We start from the raw sequence: 22,007 nt of genomic DNA on the forward strand, positions 1-22,007 counted from the left end.
GGCAACGGTTCGGATACCACGCACAACCCGCCAAACGGTGGTTCCGGCAAAGGATCTGGCAAGGGTTCTGGCAAAGGCTCAGGTAAGGGCTCCGGTAAGGGCTCCGGTAAGGGTTCCGGTAAAGGCTCAGGCAAGGGCTCAGGTAAAGGATCCGGCAAGGGCTCCGGCAAAGGCTCCGGTAAAGGCTCTGGCAAAGGCTCCGGTAAGGGTTCTGGCAAAGGATCCGGCAAGGGCTCAGGTAAAGGCTCCGGTAAGGGTTCTGGCAAAGGATCCGGCAAGGGCTCAGGTAAAGGCTCCGGCAAGGGTTCCGGTAAAGGCTCCGGTAAGGGCTCAGGTAAAGGCTCCGGCAAGGGCTCCGGTAAGGGCTCCGGTAAGGGCTCCGGTAAGGGCTCCGGTAAGGGCTCAGGCAAAGGATCCGGTAAAGGGTCTGGCAAAGGTTCCGGTAAAGGGTCTGGCAAAGGTTCCGACGACGACGACGATGATCACGAGTGCATCGAATATGATGAAGAACACGTCACCCAGTACCTTCAAGGCACCTCTGGCACCGATACGTTCGTCGTTTCAGGCAACTCTGCAGACTACAATTGGGGTGAGACCCAGGATGGTTCAGGCATTGTAGTTTGGGGTGAGACTGGCAACGATCTGCTCTGGGACTTCGAACAGATCCAGTTTGACGACAAGCTTGTGACCTTCGATGAAGGGAATAGTGAAGATGGTACGGGGTCGACCAATCCCGATGCTGGCCAGACCGTTTCCGATGTAGCAGGCGAAACCCAATACCTGTTCGGCGGCGAAGGGGACGATACCTTCAAGATTGCTGGCAAGGAGGAAGATTTCGGATTTGCCAAGCTTGAAGGGGAAGACGGTTACGTCGTTTGGAACACCGAGAACGATACCCACGATATCATATATGAATTCGAGGCAATCGAATTCGAGGACGCAACCGTCGATCTTGACGGCATGTGATCCAACTCAATTGAGCCAAGAAACGAAAGGCCGGGCTGAAAAGCCCGGCCTTTTTCATTTTCCGAAGGGTCAGCCGCGCAGTTAAAACCTGCTAAAATCTGCGCACACTGCCTAAAGCGAGAAAACTGCAATCGTGAAATCGCTCTTCTTCATGTCGCAGTGGCAGTAAAATTCGAATTGGCGAAGCCGACCTAACATTGATCCGGACTGCACAAATCAAGAAAAGACATTGTATTTAATACGTTGCCCGGCCTCCGGAAATATCAAATACACCGCCGGTGGTGAAACTGTTTTCCTGCGAACACAGCCAAGCGATCATGGACGCTGCTTCGTCAAGTTCGAGGAAACGAGCGCGGGGAATTTTCGACAGCATGTATTGTATATGCTCCTCGCTCATTTGATCGAAAATTCGGGTGCGCGCGGCAGCAGGCGTGACGCAGTTCACCGCCACATCCACATCTGCCATCTCTTTGCCGAGCGATTTCGTCAATCCGATTACGGCCGCTTTGGAGGACGAATAAGCCGACGCACCGGGATTACCCTCTTTGCCTGCGACTGAAGCAATGTTGACGATGCGGCCATAATTCTGCGCGCGCATTGAGGCGGCAACCACCTTGTTCACGTGGAAAGTACCAAGAAGATTGATCTCCACGATCTGCCGGAATTCTTCAACGTTGTAGTCCGCCACCGGCGCGTTAGAACCCGCGATGCCTGCCGCATTCACCAGTATGTCGACGCGACCAAGGTCACGTATGGTGCGGGCGTAAGCCGCCTGAACACTGCTCCAATCAGCAACGTTGACCTCCACCGCTTTTGTATCGCCGTTCAAGTGGGATGCGGTGCTCGCAGCAAGATCTATGTCCATGTCCCATAGGCTGAGCGTCGCTCCACCCTGTTTCAACCGCTCGGCCACGGCTTTTCCTATGCCCTGTGCTCCGCCGGTAACGACGGCCACACGACCATTGAAATCATAGTTGTTCATGATCAGGTCCCTCTCGTTTGAAATTTATCGAAGCGCGGCAATGACGGCATCAACGTTGGTAACGGTAGATACGCTGGTCAGCCCAAATTCAATGGATGCGCGGTGCCATTCTGCGTTCATAGTCGAACAGGCATCTTCCGGCACGATGACAGTGTAACCCTTGTCGGCTCCTGTACGCGCCGTGTGCTCCACACTCATATTCGTCCACGAGCCTGTCGATATGATCGTGTCTCGAAACGCCCCCTTCACATAGTTCTCCAATCGGCCGGATTCCCATGCACTCATGGAAAGTTTTTCTACCACAAGATCGCCGGTTTGCGGCTCAAGGCCCGACACGGGTTGAACACCCCACGTGCCCCGAACCAACGCATTGCTGTCGACCAAACCTTCCATAAGAGGCGAGTTTCGCCGCATTGCCGGATGTCCCGGCTCGGCGACCATCCACACATGAATGATGAGGACACCGGCTGCCCGGCATGCCTCCGCCAGACGTTTTACGTTGGCAACAACGTTCTGCTCTCTCGCGTGATCCGGCGACCCGGTGTCAGCAAATGCCCCACCGTCCATCATCACATCATTTTGCAAATCCTGAATGATGAGAACAGTGCGGTTGCCATCAAGTTGCAGGGAAGCATCATCAGCAGAAGCAACATCGGTGGCTTGAGAAGCAGAAACAGGCGCGCCGCCTACTCCTGAAGACGGTGATGCGATAGGTGCGGCATCCTCATGCTCAGCCGGTGCATTCAAAGCAGCTGCCATGAACGGCTCACGGCGCGGCAAAACCTTGGTCTTGACCGCGTACAATGACGTGCTGGCGCAGATGAAAAGGGTGTCCCAATTGTTACCGCCCCAATGCAGATTTGCAGCCATCTCCGGCACATTGAGCTTCCCGATCAAGCGACCGTGGAAATCGTAGACCCAAACACCACCCGGCGCTGTGACCCACACATTGCCTTTGGCATCCGCCTTCATCCCATCGGGCAACCCCGCCTTGTTTGGATCGCTGATACCAGAGGCAAACAGCCGTCCGTTTGTCAGTCGACCATCATTGGCAACATCAAACATGCGGATGTTAGCTTGGTCGGTATCGTTCACCCACATCCAACGCTGGCAGGGAGAGAAGCACAGACCATTAGGCTGGTTGAACATGTAGCGATCAGAGACCAATTGCGGTTCATCTCCGGGCCGATGATCCGTCGGCAGACGATAGACTCCCTGAAAACCCAATTCCGTCTCGCGAGGCACACCGAAATGCTCCATCCGGCCATAAGTCGGGTCAGTAAAGTAAATCGAGCCGTCGTTTCGCACGATCACATCGTTGGGCGAGTTCAACTCTTTGCCTTCGAAATGAGAGCACAGCACCTCTCGCGTGCCATCGGGCCGGAACCGCACCAGCGACGAGGTGGAATGCTCGCACACGATCAAATTAAGCGCAGCATCGTAGGTCATGCCGTTGCCTTTATTGGACGGACGCTGAACCTCGTGAACGCCGGAACTGTCCCACAATCGGCGCACATCACCTGGCATGTCGGAGAACAACAGATGATGCTCGACCGGATGCCAGATCGGCCCTTCCGTAAAGATGAACCCTGTACCCAACTGTTCGACAGGCGCGTGCTCGTCGATCAACTCATGGAACGATGGATGGATTGCTTCATGGTTCATATGACCGTCCTCCTTCGCGTTACATCGGGAACCAGTCACGGTCCGGCACTGTCTCTGTTATCGGTCCCGGCACCTGCATACCGAGGCGGCCAACGACCTTCTGGTTCTGGATTTTTGCAGGCTTATCGTGGATCGGCAGCAAGAACGTATAATTGTTCAGCAACTTCTTGATCGCCCCCTTCTCCTCGCGTTTCGTCTGCGAATGGTTTCCTGTCACGCGTGGCTCCATGTAATTGTTGGTCATCACATGGTTCACGATCTGATCGTTGAAATCGTAGATCACATCACCGCAGATGCAGGCGAGGCCTTCGGCGGTATCCACGATTACATTCATTGATCCTTCTGTGTGCGCCCCTGCCGCCTCACACCAAACGCCGGGAATGATTTCTTCAGCACCGGTGATTTCCAGATCAAGAAACCGCATAGCCTCATCTTCATAGATGCGGTCCACCAAGTGTTTGATGTCCGGCTTCGGGTATTGCGGATACATGATGCCCGAGACTGAAAATTCCATCTCCCGCCGGTTCAAACATACCGTTGTGTTCATTGGGAATTTGTCGTCCTGACCGGCGTGATCAATGTGCAGATGTGTGTGCAAAATGTACCTGATATCGCCAAGTTTCAGCCCGTGTTTGGCCAGCTGGTTTTCAATCAGGTTGTCGTGGAATTGCAGCCCGCGCATCCCGAGCGACTCCATGATCGCGTTGTCACGATAACCGGTATCCACCAACACAGGGTAAGTGCCACCGAGGATCAGAAAGCCGTAAACAGGCACACGCCTCGCGCGACCACATTCGTGACCGAGCACGAGAAAGCTTGTTTCCAGTTCGATGTCACCATAGTCGAGCACGTGAATTTCGAGTGCCATGTCGGTCCCTCCCAGGATGTGATTCAGATGCGGTAAACCCGCGCTGCCGTGTCGTTAAAAATTGATTTTTGTCGTGCCTTGGACAGGCCTGCCGTCGCGTTGCGAAAGGCCGCGAACAAATCGCCATACGAGGTCCAAAGTTTTTCGATGGGGTAGTTGGAACCGTAAAGACAGCGCGTCGCACCGAAGATGCGAACGGAATTCTCCACCATTTCCGCAACGAAAGCTGGATCGTTGCGATGAATGAACGTGCCGAAGGCAGATAGCTTGCAAACGACGTTCTTGGATTTGGCGAGACGCTTCATTCCCGCTTCCCAGTTGCGCCAACCTTCTGGAGTCGTGTCCTCCAACATGCCCGCGTGCTGCAAAATGAAAGTGACGTCAGGGCAAGACTCTGCAAGACCGGCAGCATCCACCATCTGCGCCTCGAACACCTGTAAATCGAACGACCATCCGTAGTCGGCCAGATGCGCAATATTACGCCGTACTGTCGGGTCAGCGGGCAGACCTGCATGGGGTGCGAAACGATAGAGTGGGTTCGGATGCCAATGCAGTTGCTGACGAATGCCCCGCATCAGCGGGTAGTCCTTCAGCTTGTCGAACTGCAGACGAACGTCATCCACCGTAAAATCCGCATAGCCGACGATAGCGTGGGGCCAGCCCGTGCGGTCGGCCTCCGACTGCACCCAAGCTACTTCATCAGCTGCCCAATTCGGAGCCCAGTTGGCCTGCACGTAAACCGACTTTTCGATACCTGTACCTTCGATGTCGGTGAGAAACTCCTCGATTGGATAGTCACGCTTAATCGCGGCATAGGGGCCAAAAATGCGTGGTTGCTCAGGGCCGAGCAACCAAGGCAAGTCCTTCTGCCGCCAGATGTGATGATGCGCATCAATCATGCCGCACTCCTCGACTGAATCTGGGTCTGCGGCCGTGGCTGGCGATGACGGGCAAGGGACAGGATATGCTCGGCTACGGCTGCAATGGAGCTGCCGTCAGCAAGCGTGTTCAAGTACTGTTGCGACGCAGACAGCGCTTCAGTGCGCGGAGCGAATTCAGGATCAGCAGCAAGGGGTGATAGCCAGTCCAATCGCCACGCCATACGCGAGATACGAGCAACGCAATCAACCATCGTGTTTGGCTCGCCGCGTTCCAGACCGTCAGAAAGAACCACCACCGCAGCGCCCCGCAAAGCACCCGCAAAACGTGGAACAGCAAGAAGGGCCGCCAAGGCATCACCTATTCGGGTGCCACCATCAAAGTCGGAAACAAGACCCGCGACCGTATCAAGGGCGCGTTGGGTTTCCTTGATCCGCAATGCCGGCGTTACCCGGGTGAGCCTGGTTCCAAGCGTGAAAACTTCAGCGCGATCAGCCGCCTGTACCACCGCATGGGCCAATCGCATGGTCGGCTCGGACTGCTGCGCCATTGATCCGGAAACATCCACCAACAAAACAAGCGGACGTTGTCGGGTCTTTCGCCTAGTAGTGGGCAGTTTAAGGAGCTCTCCGTCACGGCGCACCGCCTCCCGCAAGGCACGACGCATATCGAGCCTGTCGCCGCGATTGGCTGGCCGACGCCTGTACGACAACCGCCTCGGCAAAAGTTTAGGAGCGTTTCGTGTAAAATGGCGCAGAACTTCAGCACTATCGAAGCCCACAAATTCACGCTGCGATAGTGCTTCTGATCGAGATGCCTCCGCGCCGACTTCCGTATCGTCGCTATCCACTTCAACATCACGACTTGTATCGCGCGGGTCGAGCGCCTGCATTTCGTCTTCATCATCTCCGGTAGCCGGAGCACTTATGGCCTGATCAAGGAAAAAAGCGCGAAACAGCGCATCGTAAATCGACCATCGTGCACGAGGAATGGCAAGCATCGCGATACCAGCCTTGTGAATGTCGTTGATATCGCGCGGCCCCAGAAGCCCCACCGCTTCAATGAAGCCAGTGGTTTGTTCAGGCGCGATGGCAAAGCCGTTGTTGCGCAGCACATGGGCGAAATCGACGAAGGCGCGAGTTGCCTTTGGCATGATAGACGGCATGGTGGATGCCATTGCGGAACCGAGCGCGTTCATGCCGCTGCTCCCTGCAACAGGTCGTCTAAACGCGGTGCCACGAAATTCAGATCGTCATGGTCCTTCAGTGCCACGCCGATAGCCTTGCGAAACGCATCCGGCCACGGATCGCCTTGACCATGAAGAAGCGTGACGGCTTCCGACCATTCGACGGTCTCTGCAACGCCCGGCGGCTTCACCAACGGCTCCTGCCGCAAGCGCCCGACCGCTGCCACGACAGCATCTGCGGTTGCACGCGCAACTGAACTCGCACGAGCCATGACGATTTCGGCTTCCAGCTCAGGCTCAGGGTAGTCAATCCAGTGATAAACGCAGCGGCGACGAAGAGCTTCGTGCAGGTCCCGCGTACGGTTGGATGTGAGCAACACAACCGGCGGCGCGATTGCGCGCACCGTACCTGTCTCAGGAATTGAGATCGAGAAGTCGGAGAGAAACTCCAAGAGGAACGCCTCGAACTCCTGGTCGGCACGATCAATTTCATCGATCAGCAACACACAATCACTTGGATGGCGAAGCGCTTCCAGCATGGGTCGTTCCAGCAGGAATTCGTCTGCATAGATGTTGATGTATTCATCGCCCGCCTGTCGGATCGCCAGCATCTGGCGGGGGTAGTTCCACTCGTAAAGCGCAGCTGACGCATCAATGCCCTCAAAGCATTGCAGGCGGACCACACGCCGCCCCAAGACCGCACCAATTGCCTTTGCAGCCTCCGTTTTGCCAACGCCGGGGGCGCCCTCCAGCAACAACGGCTTACCCAATGCAAGGGACAGATAGCCTGCGGTCGACAGCCGTTCATCGGCAATATATTGCGCACCAGTCAGCGCAGCCTGCAGCGCCTGCGCAGAGTCTATGCCGACAATGGAGCGCTGCACGGCCATCAGATCATGCCCCCCAATTCATACCTTGAGGACGCGCGCCACCGTTGGCCTGCATACCGCGCAAAATCTTTTCCGGCGTAATCGGCAAACTATCGCAGCGAACGCCGACAGCGTTGTATACTGCGTTTGCTACGGCTGGCAGCAGCGGGTTGGCACACATCTCACCCGGCCCTTTACCGCCGAATGGCGCACCTTCAGCAGGCCGCTCCAAAATTGCCAGATGGTGCGGAACCACCTGCCCCGGTCCCGGCATCAGATACTGATTGAAGTCGGTAGGGCCATGCTTGCGGTCCGGGTAATAAGGCTCAGTTGTTTCGTAAAGCGCATGGGAAATACCCATCCATGCACCGCCAACGAGCTGTTGTTCCACCATTTTGGGATTCAGCGCGCGGCCAACTTCGTAGGCCGAATTTACCTCAAGCACTTCGACATCACCGGTTTCGTCATCGACCTGTAGATCGAGCACGACGGCAGCATGAGCGAAGCAAGATACTGGTGTTTGCTCGCCTGTTTCTGGATCTACATCGGACATGGGAACAAGGAATATACCTCGTCCGGAAAGCGTACGTCCCTGTTCGAATTGTGCGGCAAGTGCTGTGTCCATGACGGTGATTGAACGCGACGGCGCGCCCTTCACATGGATATTGCCCTTGCCATCCGTCTCAAGGTCGCTGGCGGAAACTTCCAGTTCTTCAGCAGCGGCTTCCAACATGACGCCCCGTGCTTCTTGCGCTGCGGCAATAACGGCGTTGCCCATGCGGTGGGTGCCACGCGATGCAAACGATCCCATATCATGCGGGCCGGTGTCGCTATCAGCGGTATCCACATAGACGTCTTCAATTGGTACGCCCAGCGTCTCCGCCGCGATCTGACGGGTGACGCTTTTCATACCCTGCCCCAGATCGATAGCAGACAACGTAACCATGAACTTGCCGTCTGGCGTGGAATGCACCAGCGCTTGTGAAGGGTCGCCGCCAAGGTTCATGCCGATAGGATAGTTGATCGCCGCAAAGCCGCGGCCCTTGTGCCAAGTCATCTTCTTCTCCCCGAAATGAACGGTGATGCGCCCGGCCGTTTTACACCGCGCGAGAATGGCTCCGATGGGCGGTAAGGCTGCTCGCTTTCCGACGGAGGAGTTGGTGTCGAAGGTTGTGGCTCGACAGGTCTGGACTGGCTCGGAGCAGCAGGCTCGCTCGCCTGCAAACGCGCAAATGCGGATCGCTGTGGCGCGGCTGGAACTGCGGATGTTGGAGAAGGTGTTTGGGACGGCGCCATAGCTGGAGCAGGTGCAGGAGGCGCACTTGGCTGTGGCGCAGGAGACGTTGCCTTGCCGACTTGCGGACGCCCGGCCGCCTGTTCACCCATAGCTTGCGTGGCTTCCAATATCGGAATGACCGAAGGTGCTCGACCGGAATCTTTTGTGATTTTCGATGGTGCTGTGTCGATATTCGCTCCGCGCTTGCGTTCGCCAATACGGCCTTCTTCATCAATCATAGTAAGAGGAATGGAGGCGCGTTCGCCGCCACCATCACGCAGGCTGGACATGGCTGAATATTCAGGCGCGATGGCCCAATCAGCCTTCCCAGCCGCAACCTGACAGCACTCAATATAGGCCGTGTTCTTGGCCACGCGGCGGTGAGGTTTCATATCACCATCACGATAGGCGTTCAGTAGACGAAGCTCGATCGGATTCATCCGTACCGTCTCGGCCACTTTGTCCATATGGCACTCGATAGCAAAATCCACACCGGTGATACCAAACCCGCGCATAGCGGTAGCGGGCGTGCGGTTGGTGAAGACGCAATAGACGTTGGAGGCAACATTGGGGATCGTGTACGGCCCCGGCAAATGCGCTGTGCCCTTCACGACAGCATAGGATGACAGCCGTGTGTAGGCACCGGAATCGAAGAAACCGGTGAATTCGCGCGCAATGATGCGACCGTCGTTCATAACACCGTCACGGATGCGCCAGCGCTCTGCACCACGCGGTGCACCCACCTGCATTTCTTCTTCACGGTCCCAGGTAAATTTGACCGGGCGGCCGGTCAGCTTCGCACCCAACACAGCCATGGGTTCATTCAGACTATCGACTTTCCCGCCGAAGCCGCCGCCAACCGTACCGCCTTTGAAGTGCAGTCTGCTGGAAGGCGTATCGAGCAACTTAGCCGTTGTCCCAAGCGAGAAAAACAAGGCCTGAGAGCACGTATGGCATAATATGCGGTCGTTGGTTTCCGGGACAGCAATCGCACCGCAGGTTTCCATCGGCGCCTGCTCAATAGGCGACATCTGGTACTCGCCTTCGACAATATGATCCGCCCGCGCCATCGCGGCGTGCGGGTCTCCGAAGCGCAGTTTCTGATGGTCGTAGCGATCATAATAATCGAACGTATTGTTGGGGTATTCTTCATTCACCACGGGTGCTTGTGGCTTCAATGCCTCTTCGACATCCAACACATGAGGCAACGCCTCGTAGTCCACCCGCACAGCCTGACATGCCTTGCGGGCCTGCAATTCGGTTTCTGCGATGATGGCGAGAATAGCCTCGCCGCGATAGGAAACCTTCTTGTCTTGCAGCAATGCCTCATCGTCGCGCCCGAATCCGATGAGCGACAACAACGTGTTGATGTTATGCGGCACATCGGCTGCTTGAATGACACGAACAACACCCGGCATCATGTCTGCACCGTTGAGCGAAATCGAGCGAATGCGCGCGTGGTACTCGGAGGAGCGAACCATGCGCATGTGCAGCAGACCATCGTAGAGATTGTCGTCATAGTATGGCGAGCGGCCTGTTACGTGGCCCAGCGCATCCTGCCGCTGCTTTGGCAGGCCGATCTCATTGAGATTTTCCGGCCTTTCGTCAGCGAATAGATCTTTGCGGAATTCGACGGAGGACATCAGCGGGCACTCCCGTAGCTGGGGGAGCGGTTGCCCTGGCCGCGCTCTGCCGCCAGCAATATTGCATCTATGATCGGTTCGTAGCCAGTACAGCGGCACAGGTTACCGCTAATCGCTTCGATCACCTCGTCCCGGGTCGGGTTCGGATTAGTATCGAGCAACGCCTTGGCTGCCATCAACATGCCGGACGTGCAATAACCGCACTGCGCTGCGAAATTTTCCATAAAACAGGTCTGCAAGGCATGCAGGTCAGGGCCATTCGATAGACCGGACACTGTCGAAACAGAGCGTCCTTCAATAATTTCCGCCAGCGTCAAACAGGACAGGTGGGCTTCCCCATCAACCAACACGGTGCAGGTACCGCAGGTGCCCTGCCCGCAGCCATATTTTGGAGATAAATCACCAGCGCCACGCCGAAGCACATCAAGCAGGTTTGCGCCGCCATCAACGAACAACGCGGTCTCACGACCATTGAGGGTGAAGCGAACAGGAACCTTGGCCATTAGGAGACCTCCTCGTCGAGCAGTAATCTACGCAGATGAACCGGCGCGACTTCGCTGCGATACCAAGATGATGCGATGGGATCGTCCGGCGGCTGCAGGTCGGTTCGAACGGCGCGTAAGGCTTCTGCGATGCCGGACACATCAAGGTTTGCACCTTCCAGAGCCCGCTCCACTCCATTGGCACGCACGGGCGTGTTTCCCATGGCACCGAATGCAACGCGGGCACCGGACAACCGACCACCCGAACGGGGCAACCAGGCAGCCAACGACATGACCGAAACACCTTTGGGTTTGATGCGTGACACTTTGCGATAACGGAAATCGCCGGTTGCAGGCCGCGCGATAGAAACTTCCGTTACTACGCCGCTAAACGATGAGCGGCGGGCCAAGAAAGCACCCAAATCCTCTTCGCCTGATCCCGCGACCGAAACCCGTCCGTCAAGCGCCAACAGAGCAACCGCAAAGTCTCCATAAGGGTGGCTCGCAAAGAGATTGCCTCCGACCGTCGCCATATTGCGGACAGCCGGACCGCCAATTGAGCGAGCGACAGGAGCAAGAAACGCAAGCTGAGGGTTAAGCATTACGTCGGACATAGTTGCGGCGGCACCGATTGAAATACGCTCGCCGGACGTTGAGATACTCTTCATTGCAGGGTCAGTGCTGCGGACGATCCGTTCGGTTTTCAGATCGCCATAGTTGACGGCGCGCATTATCAAAGTGCCGCCACCAAGAAAGACAGCATCACCGTGTAACGCTGTGGCGGCCTGATCGGCGCTTGCATAAGTTTCGACCGCAATCATGCCGCCACTCCCTCATGATGTTGATTTTCCAGATGCGTGCGGATCGCTTCAAAACCGGCGCCATAAATACCGTCACCGACTAGGTCCATCAGCTCATTGCGACGCCCTTCGGGCGTATCGAAGCGGCCTTCCCACTGCCAGAAAGTGGCGTTGCCATCGATCACTGGCAGTAGCCGCACATGCGACACATAATTGAAAAGCGGAACCGGCGTATCCAGCAGGCAGTAGGAATAAGACTGCTCCAAATCAGAGAGCGTCAGCAATTTTTCGCGAAGCTCTCCGCCATCCGCAAGCGTGAAACGGCGTACGCAGCCAACACGGTCGGACGGGTCGCCACGCTCGATTGCGCTCGTTGCAATAGCGGGGTGCCAGACATCGTGACCGTTGAAGTCGCGCAGAACAGCCCAGACATCATCGCAAGGGTGGTCGAGTATGGTGGAGCGCAAAACGCGAGGCATCTTAACGCCCTCCGAAATGACGTTTGAGCGCGTCGAAGCCGCCCTGAAACACGTTTGTTCCGATGCCAGAAATGAGATCAGCCTGGTCCGACGCAGCGCATTCAAATTCTGCTGACCACTCCGCAAAGCAACGTTCGCCATCGGTGATCGGAGTCAGACGCAGGGTCGCTAGATAATCCGTAAGCGGCATCGGGCTTTCTAGGATCGCATAGCTGCAGAAGAGATCGTAGTCTGACAGTCCGACCAATTGCTCGCGGATGTTGTCACCATTCTGCAAATTGAAATTACGGATGCAGCCAACCTTGTCGGCAGGAAGAGCATCCTCAATGCGGCTATCGCGGATACGCGGGTGCCAGTTGGGCAAGCCGTTGAAGTCCCGAACACGCTCCCAAACCTTGGCCGCAGGCGCTTCGATGACGCTGGAAATGTAAACGCGAGCCATCAGCTGTCACCCTTTGATGACGGCTTGCCGCTATCACCGGCAGCTTTTTTAGCCTCGGAGGCAGCGCGCGACATGTCGCTGGCATCACGGAATATAGTGGAGCGCGCGATGTTGGAACCATCCAACCCGATATCCGACAGAAGACTGTCTACCATCGGAGCCTGCACGCGGTAGCGAAGGGCGGAGTTCATGACCTCGTCGGTTGGACTGCCACCAGCCCCTCCTCCGCCGCCACCATTAACGGCACCATTTGCCCAATCGAGCCCGGTCGTTCCGGACCCACCCAACTGCATGATTTTGATGTCGTTGATTTTCTCCAACGGCTTGGCAGATGCGGAAACAATGCCTTCAACATGTTCCAGCATCTTACGTTTGAAGAGCGAATGGCGCGCCTCGTCTGTAAGCACGTTTTCGGCTTCGTTGATGAGCCGTTGAGCTTCTGCTTCCACGGCGGCGCGAACCTGCTCTGCCTTGGCGGCAATGCGTTTTTCGTCTGCCTGCTTTTCAGCCATGGTCACGTCGACGCTGCGGCGACGTTCGGCGATTTCCTTTTCACCGGCGGTTTTGGCTTTCTCGGTCGCTTCGACTGCGTGAGCCCGGGCGATTTCAGACTCCGCATGTGCCGCGCTTTCATCCAGCGACTTGCGATAGAGCTCGATGGCCTTGTCCATCTGCGCGCTCTCGACGGTCTTCTCACGTTCAACTTCAAGACGACGCCGCTCAGTTTGATGACCGATACGGGCCTCATCGAGACCGCGTTCGGATGCGATCTGCGCGCGTTCGACCTCTTCTTTTGAAGCGATCTCTGCTTCGCGAAGTGCCTGCGTGCGAGCAATTTCCAACTGTTCGGTGGCGCGCTTCCGCTCAATGCGTACAGCTTCTAACTCACGTTCTGCCGTTATGCGTTCGGCATCGACGACCTTTTCTTTCGCGACTTTCGCCGCTTCGACAGCTTCGTCAGCTGCGATCTGAGCTGCATCGATGACCTTATTGCGGTCGATCTCAAGCGAGCGAATGGATTCATCACGTGAGATACGTTCGCGCGAAGTTTCCTGTTCTTTCTCAATCCGCATCTGATCAACCAGCCTGCGTGAAGAAATTTCAGCGCTTTCGATGGCCTCGTTCTTCTCAATTTCGCGAGAACGAATCTCGGCATCCTTTTGGATTTCCAGCGCCTTCGTCTTGCCTTCCTCGTCTATGCGCCGGGCGCTGATATCGGCCTGCGCATCGATATTGGCAGCATCCAGCGTGCGGCTTCGAGCGATTTCACGTTCACGCAAATCCTGTTCGTAGGCGATCCGCTCGGCGGCAACTTTCTTCTCTTTGGCGATACGCGCTGCTTCGGTGGCCTCGTCGGCCGCAATCTCGGCTTCACGGATAGCGCGTTCGCGTGCGACGGCGCGCTCCTTGGTGGCTTCTTCGCTTTCGATACGCTGAACCGCCAGCTTCTTGTCTTGAGCAATGCGAGCAGCTTCAACGGACTCGTTGGAAGCAACCTCGGCTTCTTCGACAGCCTGATTGCGTTCAATCTCCAACTCACGAGTTGCCTTCTCGAAAGCAATACGGTCGGCTGCCGTAGCTTTTTCCTGCGCGATGCGTTTGGCTTCTGTCGCCTCTTTCGCTGCAATTTCAGCAGCATCCAGCGCAGCCTTGCGCGACACTTCGAGACCGTCGGTTTCCTCGCGCGACGCGATACGTTCGACACTAATCTGTTTTTCCTGCGCAATCCGCGCTTTCTCCACGCTTTCGCGCGCTGCAAGTTCAGCTTCATCAACCGCTTTGTTGCGAAGAATTTCCAGATTACGAATGCGTTCTTCCTGCGCGATGCGAGTCGCATCAGTGGCTTCGCGCGCCGAAATTTGCGCCGCTTCCAAAACCTTGGCGCGCTCAATTTCCAACGACCGCGTGCTCTGCTCAGAAGCAATACGTTGGGCCGAAAGAGATTGTTCCCGTGCGATACGGGCAGCTTCTGTGGCTTCCTGAGACGCAATTTCCGCTTCTTCTAGCGTCTTCTGTCTTTCGATTTCCAACTGTCGGGTAGCGCGATCCGATGAAATTCGTTCAGACGAAATCACTTGTTCTTGGGCAATGCGAAGTTTCTCCGAAGCTTCGCGCGCTCCAATTTCCGCTTCCTGAACCGCTAGGTTCCGCGCGATTTCGCGTTCTTTCGTGTTCTGGTCCAGTTCAATGCGAGCTTCCGAAATGGTTCGCTCCTGAGCAATTCGAGCGGTTTCAACAGATTGGAGAGCGGAGATTTCGGCAGAGTCAGTTTGCTGCTTGGTACGAATACGCTCTTCAGTGAGCGTTTTCTCCTGCGTGATGCGAGCCTTTTCCAACTGCTCGCGGGTAACGATCTCCGCTTCCTCGACAATACGTTGGCGCTCCAACTCCAGTTGGCGAATTTCACGTTCAGACTCGATACGAGCCTCGGAAATCTGCCGGTCATTTGCGATATGAGCGCGCTCGATGGCTTCTTTCGATGTAATGCTCGCGCGCTCCGATGCTGTTTCCTGTTCGGCGCGTTCGCGGGTTAACTCGGCTCGCTGTTGCGCACGGCGGAACTCGACGTCGCGCTCTTGATCTAGACGGGCTTCTTCGCTTTCCCGGTCGATTTGTAGCGCCTGTTTTTCAGCTTCCAGATTGCGCGTTCGGATAAGTATCATCGAGTCCTGCTCGATATCGTTGCGCAGCTTGCGCCGGTTCTCAATGCTTTCGATAACGGTGGTCAGACCTTCTGCATCGAAGGTGTTCGACGGATTGAAATACTCGATATCCGTCTGATCGATATCAGTAATCGCTACAGATTCCAGTTCCAGACCGTTCTTATCCAAACCTTCCTGTGCAGCCTCGCGGACGCGACGGACATATTCGTTACGCTGTTCGTGCAGCTCTGCCATGGTCATTTCGGAGGCAACTAAGCGCAGCGCGGAAATAAACTTGCCTGATAACAAGGAATGTATGCGCTCAGGCTCAAGCGTGCGCCGACCGAGAGTTGCCGCAGCCAGCGCAACGGCTTTCCGATCTTGCGCTACGCGAACGTAGAACTCCGCATCGATATCAACGCGCATCCGGTCGCGGGTGATGATCGCTTCTTCCCGCTCACGCACCACTTCCAACTGCAATGTGTTCATAGAGACCGGAGTGATGTCGTGGACGATAGGCCAGACGAACGCGCCACCGTCGATGACGACCTTCTCGCCAAGGAAACCGGTTCGTACGAAAGCAACCTCCTTCGTGGAGCGCCGGTACAGCCAGTTCATCACCCAGTAGAGGATGAAGATGACGATGACCGCAGCTATCAGCCACAGCACCAGTTGTCCGATCAGTTCTCCGGTCATGGTCTTATCCTCCTACCGTTTGGCCGAGTTGGTTCTCGATCAACGGGTGCGTCCAATTGATTTGAATTTCCGCGTTTGCTCGGTGAGCGCGATTTCTGTCGGCAGGCGTTCCATTGAGGATGCGCCGTAGAAGCCGTGGCAATATTTGGTATTTTGCAGAACGAATTCTGCGTCTTCGGGCATCGCCACAGGTCCGCCGTGGACCAAGACCAATGCATCGGGGTTCACGTCCAGCGCAGCTTGTGCCCACTCATCGGTAAGCGCAGGAGCCTCCTCCAAAGTGCAGCCGGTTTCGGCCCCAATGGAACCACCTGTGGTCAGACCCAGATGGACGACAATGATGTCTGCACCCGCTTTGGCCATGGCCGTCGCGTCGTCGGTGGAGAACACGTAGGGCGTCGTCAGCATGTCCTTGCCTGCCGCCATTTCGATCATGTCGACTTCAAGCGCGTAGGACATACCGGTCTCTTCCAAATTGGCTCGGAAGGTGCCGTCGATCAGGCCTACAGTTGGAAAGTTCTGGACGCCGGAGAAACCGGCTGCCTTCACCTCCTCAAGGAACTTGTCCATCAGCCGGAACGGATCAGAGGCACAAACGCCGGCCAGCACAGGCGTGTTCCTGACCACCGGTAGTACTTCGCCAGCCATCTCCATGACGACAGCATTCGCGTCGCCATAGGGCATCAAACCCGCAAGCGAGCCGCGGCCCGCCATGCGGTAACGACCCGAATTGTAGATGACGATAAGGTCAATACCCCCGGCTTCCTCGCATTTAGCGGAAAGACCGGTACCGGCGCCTCCGCCAATAATCGGCTCACCCGCATCGCGCATGGTTCGAAACCGGCTCATCAATTGAGAACGATCATGCATGTTCAACCTACCTTGCGTGTTTGGGTGCCAAAGAAGCCGCGGAAGGTGGAAACCACCTGCGAGGCAAACTCTGGATCATTGATATTGTGGGGAACGCGAACGAGCTGACGTTGCGCCGTCTGCCGCACCGTCTCTTCAAGGGCTGTGAAAAGCGCCTTATTTGCTGCAGGGTCATGGAAAGGCTGGCCCGGTGCATCGAGCGCAGAAACACCGCCCTCCGGCAGGAAAAAGCGCACTGGCCCAGTCATTGCGTTCAACCGCTCACCAATCCATCGACCAATCTGCTCATTCTCTTCCACAGTCGTGCGCATTAGCGTCACCTGCGGATTATGCTCGTAGAACAACCGGTCAGCGTAGCGTTCCGGCACCGTTTCCGGCGCACCGAAATTGACCATGTCGAGTGCACCGCAGGCCCCGATATACGGAAGCCCCGCGCGGATGGATGCGCCAAAGCGATCCTCATTGGCCGGGAAAACCCCGCCCGCAATCATATCACAAATCTCAGTTGTCGTGAGATCAAGGACGGCGGTCAGCATACCTGAATCAAGAAGCTTTTCCATTGAACGCCCACCGGTACCGGTGGCGTGGAAAACCAGACAATCGGTCGTGTTCTCCAGTGCAGCCGCAACTTGTTGCACGCACGCTGTGGTCACCCCGAACATGGTAAGACCGACGGCAGGTTTATCGGCAACAGCCTCAGCCTGTCCGCCAGCATTTCGCGCCTTCACCATACCCGCCAGCGCGTTGGCACCGTTGGCGAGCACTTGTCGCGTAATAGAATTGATGCCCTGAACATCTGCCACCGAGTGGAGCATGAAGATGTCGGACGGGCCGACATATTTTTCCACATCGCCAGACGCGACAGTGGAAACCATGACCTTGGGAATACCGACGGGTAACGCACGCATCGCTGGCGTTGCCAGTGCTGTTCCGCCAGATCCACCGGCAGAAACTATCCCGGCAACATTGTCCTGAACCGCCATCCAGCGTTCAAAGGCCTTCGCCATGCCAGCAACCGCCGTACCGCGATCACCTGTGAAGACGCCGGATATGCCGTGAGGATGAAAACCTGCAACCGCATGGGGCGGAACTTCTGCACCAGACGGTCGCCCAGTAGTCGACAAATCGACCAGTTGAACGTTCAAACCCTGTGCCTTCAAGATGTCGCGCATGAAGCGCAGCTCGGCACCTTTGGTATCGAGCGTTCCCGCAACCAATACCCTCGTACCCAACCCGCGAATGCGTGCTGAAAGCGGCTCCATTTTATTGGCCTTGCCAGAGCCCGCTGATGCAGCCTCGGTCACGGTTCGTGCAGCGCCCTCAATTACTCGTACCGGAACCGCAGGCGACCATCTGGTCGGAACGGTTGGGTTGGAGATATAAATACGAGCCGGGCGTGCGCTTTCGCTTTTCGCAGCATCTTTGCCCAACGCGGTCGGAGATCGCGAAAGCTCCTCATCGCCATCATGGGCGTGGCGGCCAACACCGAGCAGGCTTTGTTGCAAGTTACGATCAGCCGCCAGAACTCCGGCATCCATAACCCGGTTGATGCGCCCGTTGACCATGATGGCAACAGACTCTGAAACTGATGTCGCAACGCCGATATTCTGCTCGATAACGAGCACATCAATTTCGCCCTCCTGTCCCAACCGGATCAGCATATCGGCAACAAGATCAACAATGACCGGAGCAAGGCCCTCCGTCGGTTCGTCCATCACCAGAAGGCGCGGATTGAGAAGCAGAGCACGGGAGATAGCGAGCATCTGCTGTTCGCCACCAGACAATTGCGCACCACCATTGCTGCGTCTTTCAGCAAGCCGCGGGAAGGTCGAATAAACGCGCTCGATGCTCCAAGGGCCGTTTGGCTTCGACACCAGCTTGAGATGTTCATCCACAGTAAGTGAAGGCCACAACCGACGGCCTTGCGGCACGTAGCCAATGCCGGAGCGCGCACGTTCTGAAGATGAAAGCCCTGCCAGCGACTTGCCGGCGAACGAGATCGTGCCGCTGGAAGCGGGCTCCATTCCCATGATAGCTTTGCACAAGGTCGTTTTGCCCATGCCGTTGCGGCCAACAACCGACAACACACCGCCGGGCAACGTTAGATCCACACCCTGCAAAGCATGGCTCTGGCCGTAGAAGACGTTGAGGTCCTTTACCTCAAGGATCGGAGTGCCGCGTTCAGTCATGCCCGCCTCCGAGATAGAGCGCCTGAACTTCCGGATCTTCTTCGATTTCGGCAGGCTTCCCTTCTTTAAAAATGCGCCCGTTATGCATCATCGAAACCTGCTCCGAGACGCGCAAAGCCACGTCCATATCGTGTTCGATGATGATGTAACCCATGTGACCAGGTAGGCCCGTCAGGATCTCGATCAGTTCGGATCGTTCGGTCGGAGAAAGACCTGCAGCGGGCTCGTCGAACAGAATGAACCGTGGAGCACCAGAAAGCGCCATTGCGATTTCCAGCTGCCGTTGTTGGCCATAGGCCAACTCGTTGACAGGCCTCAGGCGGATGTCTTCCAAGTGGACAACGCGGATAAGATCTTCCGCAGTTGCCATCAATGCATCGTTACGGCGTGGACGCAGGAACGAGAACCGGTTCCGCGAAACACCGCAGCAAGCAAGATAGATATTGTCCAGCACGCTAAGGCCGTTGAACAACAGTGAAATTTGATAGGTCCGTCGCAGGCCTCTGCGGATGCGTTCGTGAGCAGCGAACTCGGTTACGTCCTCACCAAAGAAGCGTACGGTCCCACCGCTTGGAAGGAAGTCGCCGGTAATGCAGTTGAACAGTGTCGTTTTACCAGCACCGTTAGAGCCAAGTACGGCTCGTCGTTCGCCCGGCTTCACCGACAAAGTTATATCTTCAAGTGCCGCCAATGCGCCAAAATATTTGGATACACCGCGTAATTCCAAGGCGTTTGATGTGCCGGTCGCTTCCAACCGATCGGAAACACTTCTACCGGGTGAAAGGGCTGTAACGCTCATGACCCCTCAACCGTGTTGGCGCCTGTCAGCGGATCGCGGCCACGTCCGGCGCGCCATTTATCCCAAAGGCCTAACAGGCCATCCGGCGAGAAGAATACAATGAGCAAAAACGATATGCCGACCAGCAATTGAAAACGGTCACCCGACAGACCCAGCGAAGTGAGGATGTCGATCGCAAATGTTTTGAGAACCACATAAACGATCGCTCCAATAAACGGACCAATGGGGCGTCCCAATCCTCCAATCACCGCGATAACCAGAATGTCGATCACTGGTCCTGTGCCTGCGGTTCCCGGCGAAATTTGAGAGGATTGCCACGTCAACAAAATGCCGCCGATGCCTGCTATGAAAGCCGCAAACGCATGAGCTGCAACACGGTGTGCGTTGACGTTAAAGCCGAGAGCAGCCATGCGGCGAGGGTTGTCTCTTACCCCCTGCAACGCCAAGCCAAACGGCGCGCGCGACAGATACAGCACAGCCAAATAGGCCAGCGTGGCAAAGAACAATGACAGGTAATAGAACGGAATATCCGCTCGCCAATCCACGCCAAACAATTTCGGAGGGAAGACGCCGTTAAAGCCGGAAAACCCGTTGAAGACGACGTAGTTCTGGCGGGTGAAATAGAAGAACGCTGACGCAATCGCCAACGTTATCATGATCGTATAAATACCCTCTGTCCGAACAGCGAGCGCACCGATGGCCGTTCCAAACAAAACGGCAATAATCAACGCCAAAGGAACGGCGACCCACCACGGCCAGCCAAGCGATACGGCATCGATAGAGCTGACGCCGAAAATCGCCACCATGTAACCAGCAACAGCTGCGATGGTCAGTTGCGCCAGCGAAACCATTCCGCCGTAACCGCCTAAGAACATCAGCGACAACGCGATCATGCCAAGTACAAATGACCAACCAAATATCTGGTTGAGCACGAAGCCCGAAGCGATGGCAGGCATGATGAGCAGGAGCGCGGCAACGACCCAATAGGCAACCGGAATCCGTTCGTACCAAGCCGTTTCCAAACGACCATCTACGACGAACTCGGAAGATCCATTGGCGTGCTCAACAACACTCATGGTTCAAGCTCTCCCCATCAGCCCTTGCGGGCGGAAAGCGAGAACAACGACCATGATGAGGAAAGTTAGAACGACGGCATAAGTCGGGAAGTAGACGGAGCCGAACTGCTCCGCACACCCAATAATAATCGCGCCAATTGCAGCGCCAGTGATTGACCCCATACCGCCAACAATAACCACCACGAGAGACGCCAACAGGAAACGAATGTCTTCGCCCGGCGCGACTGTTTGGAAGGTGCCACCAACCACGCCTGCAAGACCCGCAAGGCCTGCACCGAAGGCAAAAACACCGACAAACACCCACTGAATGCGCGCGCCTGTTGCCGACAACATGTCACGATCATCCACACCCGCGCGGATCAACATTCCAATCTGCGTACGGTTCAGCAGCAACCACATGGCGACGCCAATGACGATTGCAGCTGCAAGGATCACGAGCCGCACAACGGGGTATTTCAGGAATATTGGATCACCCGTCGACCGGCTTAAACCGGTGACAAAAAAGGTTTCGATAGGGCCGGATAACCAGCCTGGAGGAGTGATATTGTAAAAATCGCCACCCCAGTACCAAAGCATGAGATCAGCCATCACAATCGATATGCCTATGGTCACAAGCGTTTGGCGTAAGTCTTCGCCCTCCATGCGCCGGAAGACGAAAAACTGAAGCAGAATGCCAATTGCGCCCACGGTGATGAAGGCGACAGGAAATGCAAGAAGCCATGAGCCGGTAGCGTTCGATACGCTGTAGCCGATGTAACCACCCAGCAGATAAAGCGATCCGTGCGCCAGATTGACGTTGCGCATAAGACCGAAGATCAAGGTGAAACCGGAGGCTACCAGGAAATAGAGACCACCCAACGTCACCCCGTTAAAGAGGGCGTTGAGGAATATCTTCTTGCGTCCGATGGCATCCTTTAGCCATTCCGGCCAAACCGCGAATATCATCCACAGCAGAACAGCGACGACCACGAATGTGATCGCAGACCAAACCGGGTGACGTTCGATAAACCGCCTCAAGACGCTTCGCGACGCGCAAAGGCTCGTAAGGCACGTTTATCCGTGTCTACCTTCCAAGCCATTGCGTCCTCCCAGACTATCTCATTGCAGCACACCATCTTGGCGCGGTGTCAGCTTTTTTAGAGACTAGGAAGGGATGCTCGGGATCGTGATACCCCAGAGTATCACGGGGTGGCGCATC

General features: G+C 56.2%; 19 protein-coding genes. 1 reads left to right on the top strand and 18 read right to left on the bottom strand.

Annotated elements, in window-relative coordinates:
• On the top strand, positions 1-966 hold a 966-nt coding region (locus tag R2A130_RS18720; RefSeq protein WP_009465059.1), incomplete at its 5' end, for a hypothetical protein.
• A 235-nt stretch (positions 967-1,201) separates the two neighbouring features.
• Here the strand turns inward: R2A130_RS18720 and R2A130_RS13455 are convergent.
• From R2A130_RS13455 to R2A130_RS13540, 18 genes are read right to left on the bottom strand one after another with little or no spacing between them, the layout of a single operon-like run.
• Positions 1,202-1,948 (bottom strand): SDR family NAD(P)-dependent oxidoreductase, encoded by a 747-nt coding sequence (locus R2A130_RS13455; RefSeq protein WP_009465060.1) that lies wholly within the window; start codon positions 1,946-1,948, stop codon positions 1,202-1,204.
• A 24-nt stretch (positions 1,949-1,972) separates the two neighbouring features.
• Positions 1,973-3,613, bottom strand: coding sequence for an isochorismatase family protein (locus R2A130_RS13460; protein WP_009465061.1), 1,641 nt, complete (start codon positions 3,611-3,613; stop codon positions 1,973-1,975).
• A 19-nt stretch (positions 3,614-3,632) separates the two neighbouring features.
• Positions 3,633-4,481, bottom strand: a complete 849-nt coding sequence (locus R2A130_RS13465) for an N-acyl homoserine lactonase family protein (RefSeq protein ID WP_009465062.1) — start codon at positions 4,479-4,481, stop codon at positions 3,633-3,635.
• A 23-nt stretch (positions 4,482-4,504) separates the two neighbouring features.
• Entirely contained in the window at positions 4,505-5,380 is an 876-nt protein-coding gene (locus R2A130_RS13470) for an amidohydrolase (protein WP_009465063.1), read from the bottom strand.
• Positions 5,377-6,558 carry a VWA domain-containing protein gene (locus tag R2A130_RS13475; protein WP_009465064.1) on the bottom strand — a complete coding sequence of 394 codons (1,182 nt, stop codon included), beginning with the start codon at positions 6,556-6,558 and terminating at the stop codon, positions 5,377-5,379. Before R2A130_RS13475 ends, R2A130_RS13470 begins: the two co-directional genes overlap by 4 nt.
• A complete protein-coding gene (locus tag R2A130_RS13480) occupies positions 6,555-7,436 on the bottom strand; it encodes a MoxR family ATPase (protein WP_009465065.1) in 882 nt (293 codons plus the stop codon). The genes R2A130_RS13475 and R2A130_RS13480 overlap by 4 nt, the downstream gene beginning before the upstream one ends.
• Positions 7,437-7,440: 4 nt before the next feature.
• Positions 7,441-8,472, bottom strand: coding sequence for a xanthine dehydrogenase family protein molybdopterin-binding subunit (locus R2A130_RS13485; protein ID WP_009465066.1), 1,032 nt, complete (start codon positions 8,470-8,472; stop codon positions 7,441-7,443).
• Positions 8,469-10,334 carry a xanthine dehydrogenase family protein molybdopterin-binding subunit gene (locus R2A130_RS13490; protein ID WP_009465067.1) on the bottom strand — a complete coding sequence of 622 codons (1,866 nt, stop codon included), beginning with the start codon at positions 10,332-10,334 and terminating at the stop codon, positions 8,469-8,471. Before R2A130_RS13490 ends, R2A130_RS13485 begins: the two co-directional genes overlap by 4 nt.
• Positions 10,334-10,837 carry a (2Fe-2S)-binding protein gene (locus tag R2A130_RS13495; RefSeq protein ID WP_009465068.1) on the bottom strand — a complete coding sequence of 168 codons (504 nt, stop codon included), beginning with the start codon at positions 10,835-10,837 and terminating at the stop codon, positions 10,334-10,336. Before R2A130_RS13495 ends, R2A130_RS13490 begins: the two co-directional genes overlap by 1 nt.
• On the bottom strand, positions 10,837-11,637 hold the full coding sequence (locus R2A130_RS13500) for a xanthine dehydrogenase family protein subunit M (protein ID WP_009465069.1): 801 nt from the start codon (positions 11,635-11,637) through the stop codon (positions 10,837-10,839). The genes R2A130_RS13495 and R2A130_RS13500 overlap by 1 nt, the downstream gene beginning before the upstream one ends.
• Positions 11,634-12,095, bottom strand: coding sequence for an SRPBCC family protein (locus R2A130_RS13505; RefSeq protein ID WP_009465070.1), 462 nt, complete (start codon positions 12,093-12,095; stop codon positions 11,634-11,636). Before R2A130_RS13505 ends, R2A130_RS13500 begins: the two co-directional genes overlap by 4 nt.
• 1 nt (position 12,096) lies before the next feature.
• A complete protein-coding gene (locus R2A130_RS13510) occupies positions 12,097-12,537 on the bottom strand; it encodes an SRPBCC family protein (protein WP_009465071.1) in 441 nt (146 codons plus the stop codon).
• Entirely contained in the window at positions 12,537-15,875 is a 3,339-nt protein-coding gene (locus R2A130_RS13515) for a flotillin domain-containing protein (RefSeq protein ID WP_009465072.1), read from the bottom strand. The genes R2A130_RS13510 and R2A130_RS13515 overlap by 1 nt, the downstream gene beginning before the upstream one ends.
• A 39-nt stretch (positions 15,876-15,914) precedes the next feature.
• Positions 15,915-16,745, bottom strand: a complete 831-nt coding sequence (locus R2A130_RS13520; RefSeq protein WP_009465073.1) for a phosphoenolpyruvate hydrolase family protein — start codon at positions 16,743-16,745, stop codon at positions 15,915-15,917.
• 2 nt (positions 16,746-16,747) lie between these two features.
• A complete protein-coding gene (locus tag R2A130_RS13525) occupies positions 16,748-18,934 on the bottom strand; it encodes an ABC transporter permease (RefSeq protein WP_009465074.1) in 2,187 nt (728 codons plus the stop codon).
• A complete protein-coding gene (locus tag R2A130_RS13530; protein WP_009465075.1) occupies positions 18,927-19,733 on the bottom strand; it encodes an ABC transporter ATP-binding protein in 807 nt (268 codons plus the stop codon). The genes R2A130_RS13525 and R2A130_RS13530 overlap by 8 nt, the downstream gene beginning before the upstream one ends.
• Positions 19,730-20,809 (bottom strand): branched-chain amino acid ABC transporter permease, encoded by a 1,080-nt coding sequence (locus R2A130_RS13535; RefSeq protein ID WP_009465076.1) that lies wholly within the window; start codon positions 20,807-20,809, stop codon positions 19,730-19,732. Before R2A130_RS13535 ends, R2A130_RS13530 begins: the two co-directional genes overlap by 4 nt.
• Positions 20,810-20,812: 3 nt before the next feature.
• Complete coding sequence (locus R2A130_RS13540) at positions 20,813-21,826, bottom strand: branched-chain amino acid ABC transporter permease (protein WP_009465077.1); 1,014 nt, start codon at positions 21,824-21,826, stop codon at positions 20,813-20,815.
• Positions 21,827-22,007: the final 181 nt, after the last annotated feature.

The sequence above is a fragment of the Ahrensia sp. R2A130 genome (assembly GCF_000179775.1).
Classification (GTDB): domain Bacteria; phylum Pseudomonadota; class Alphaproteobacteria; order Rhizobiales; family Rhizobiaceae; genus Pseudahrensia.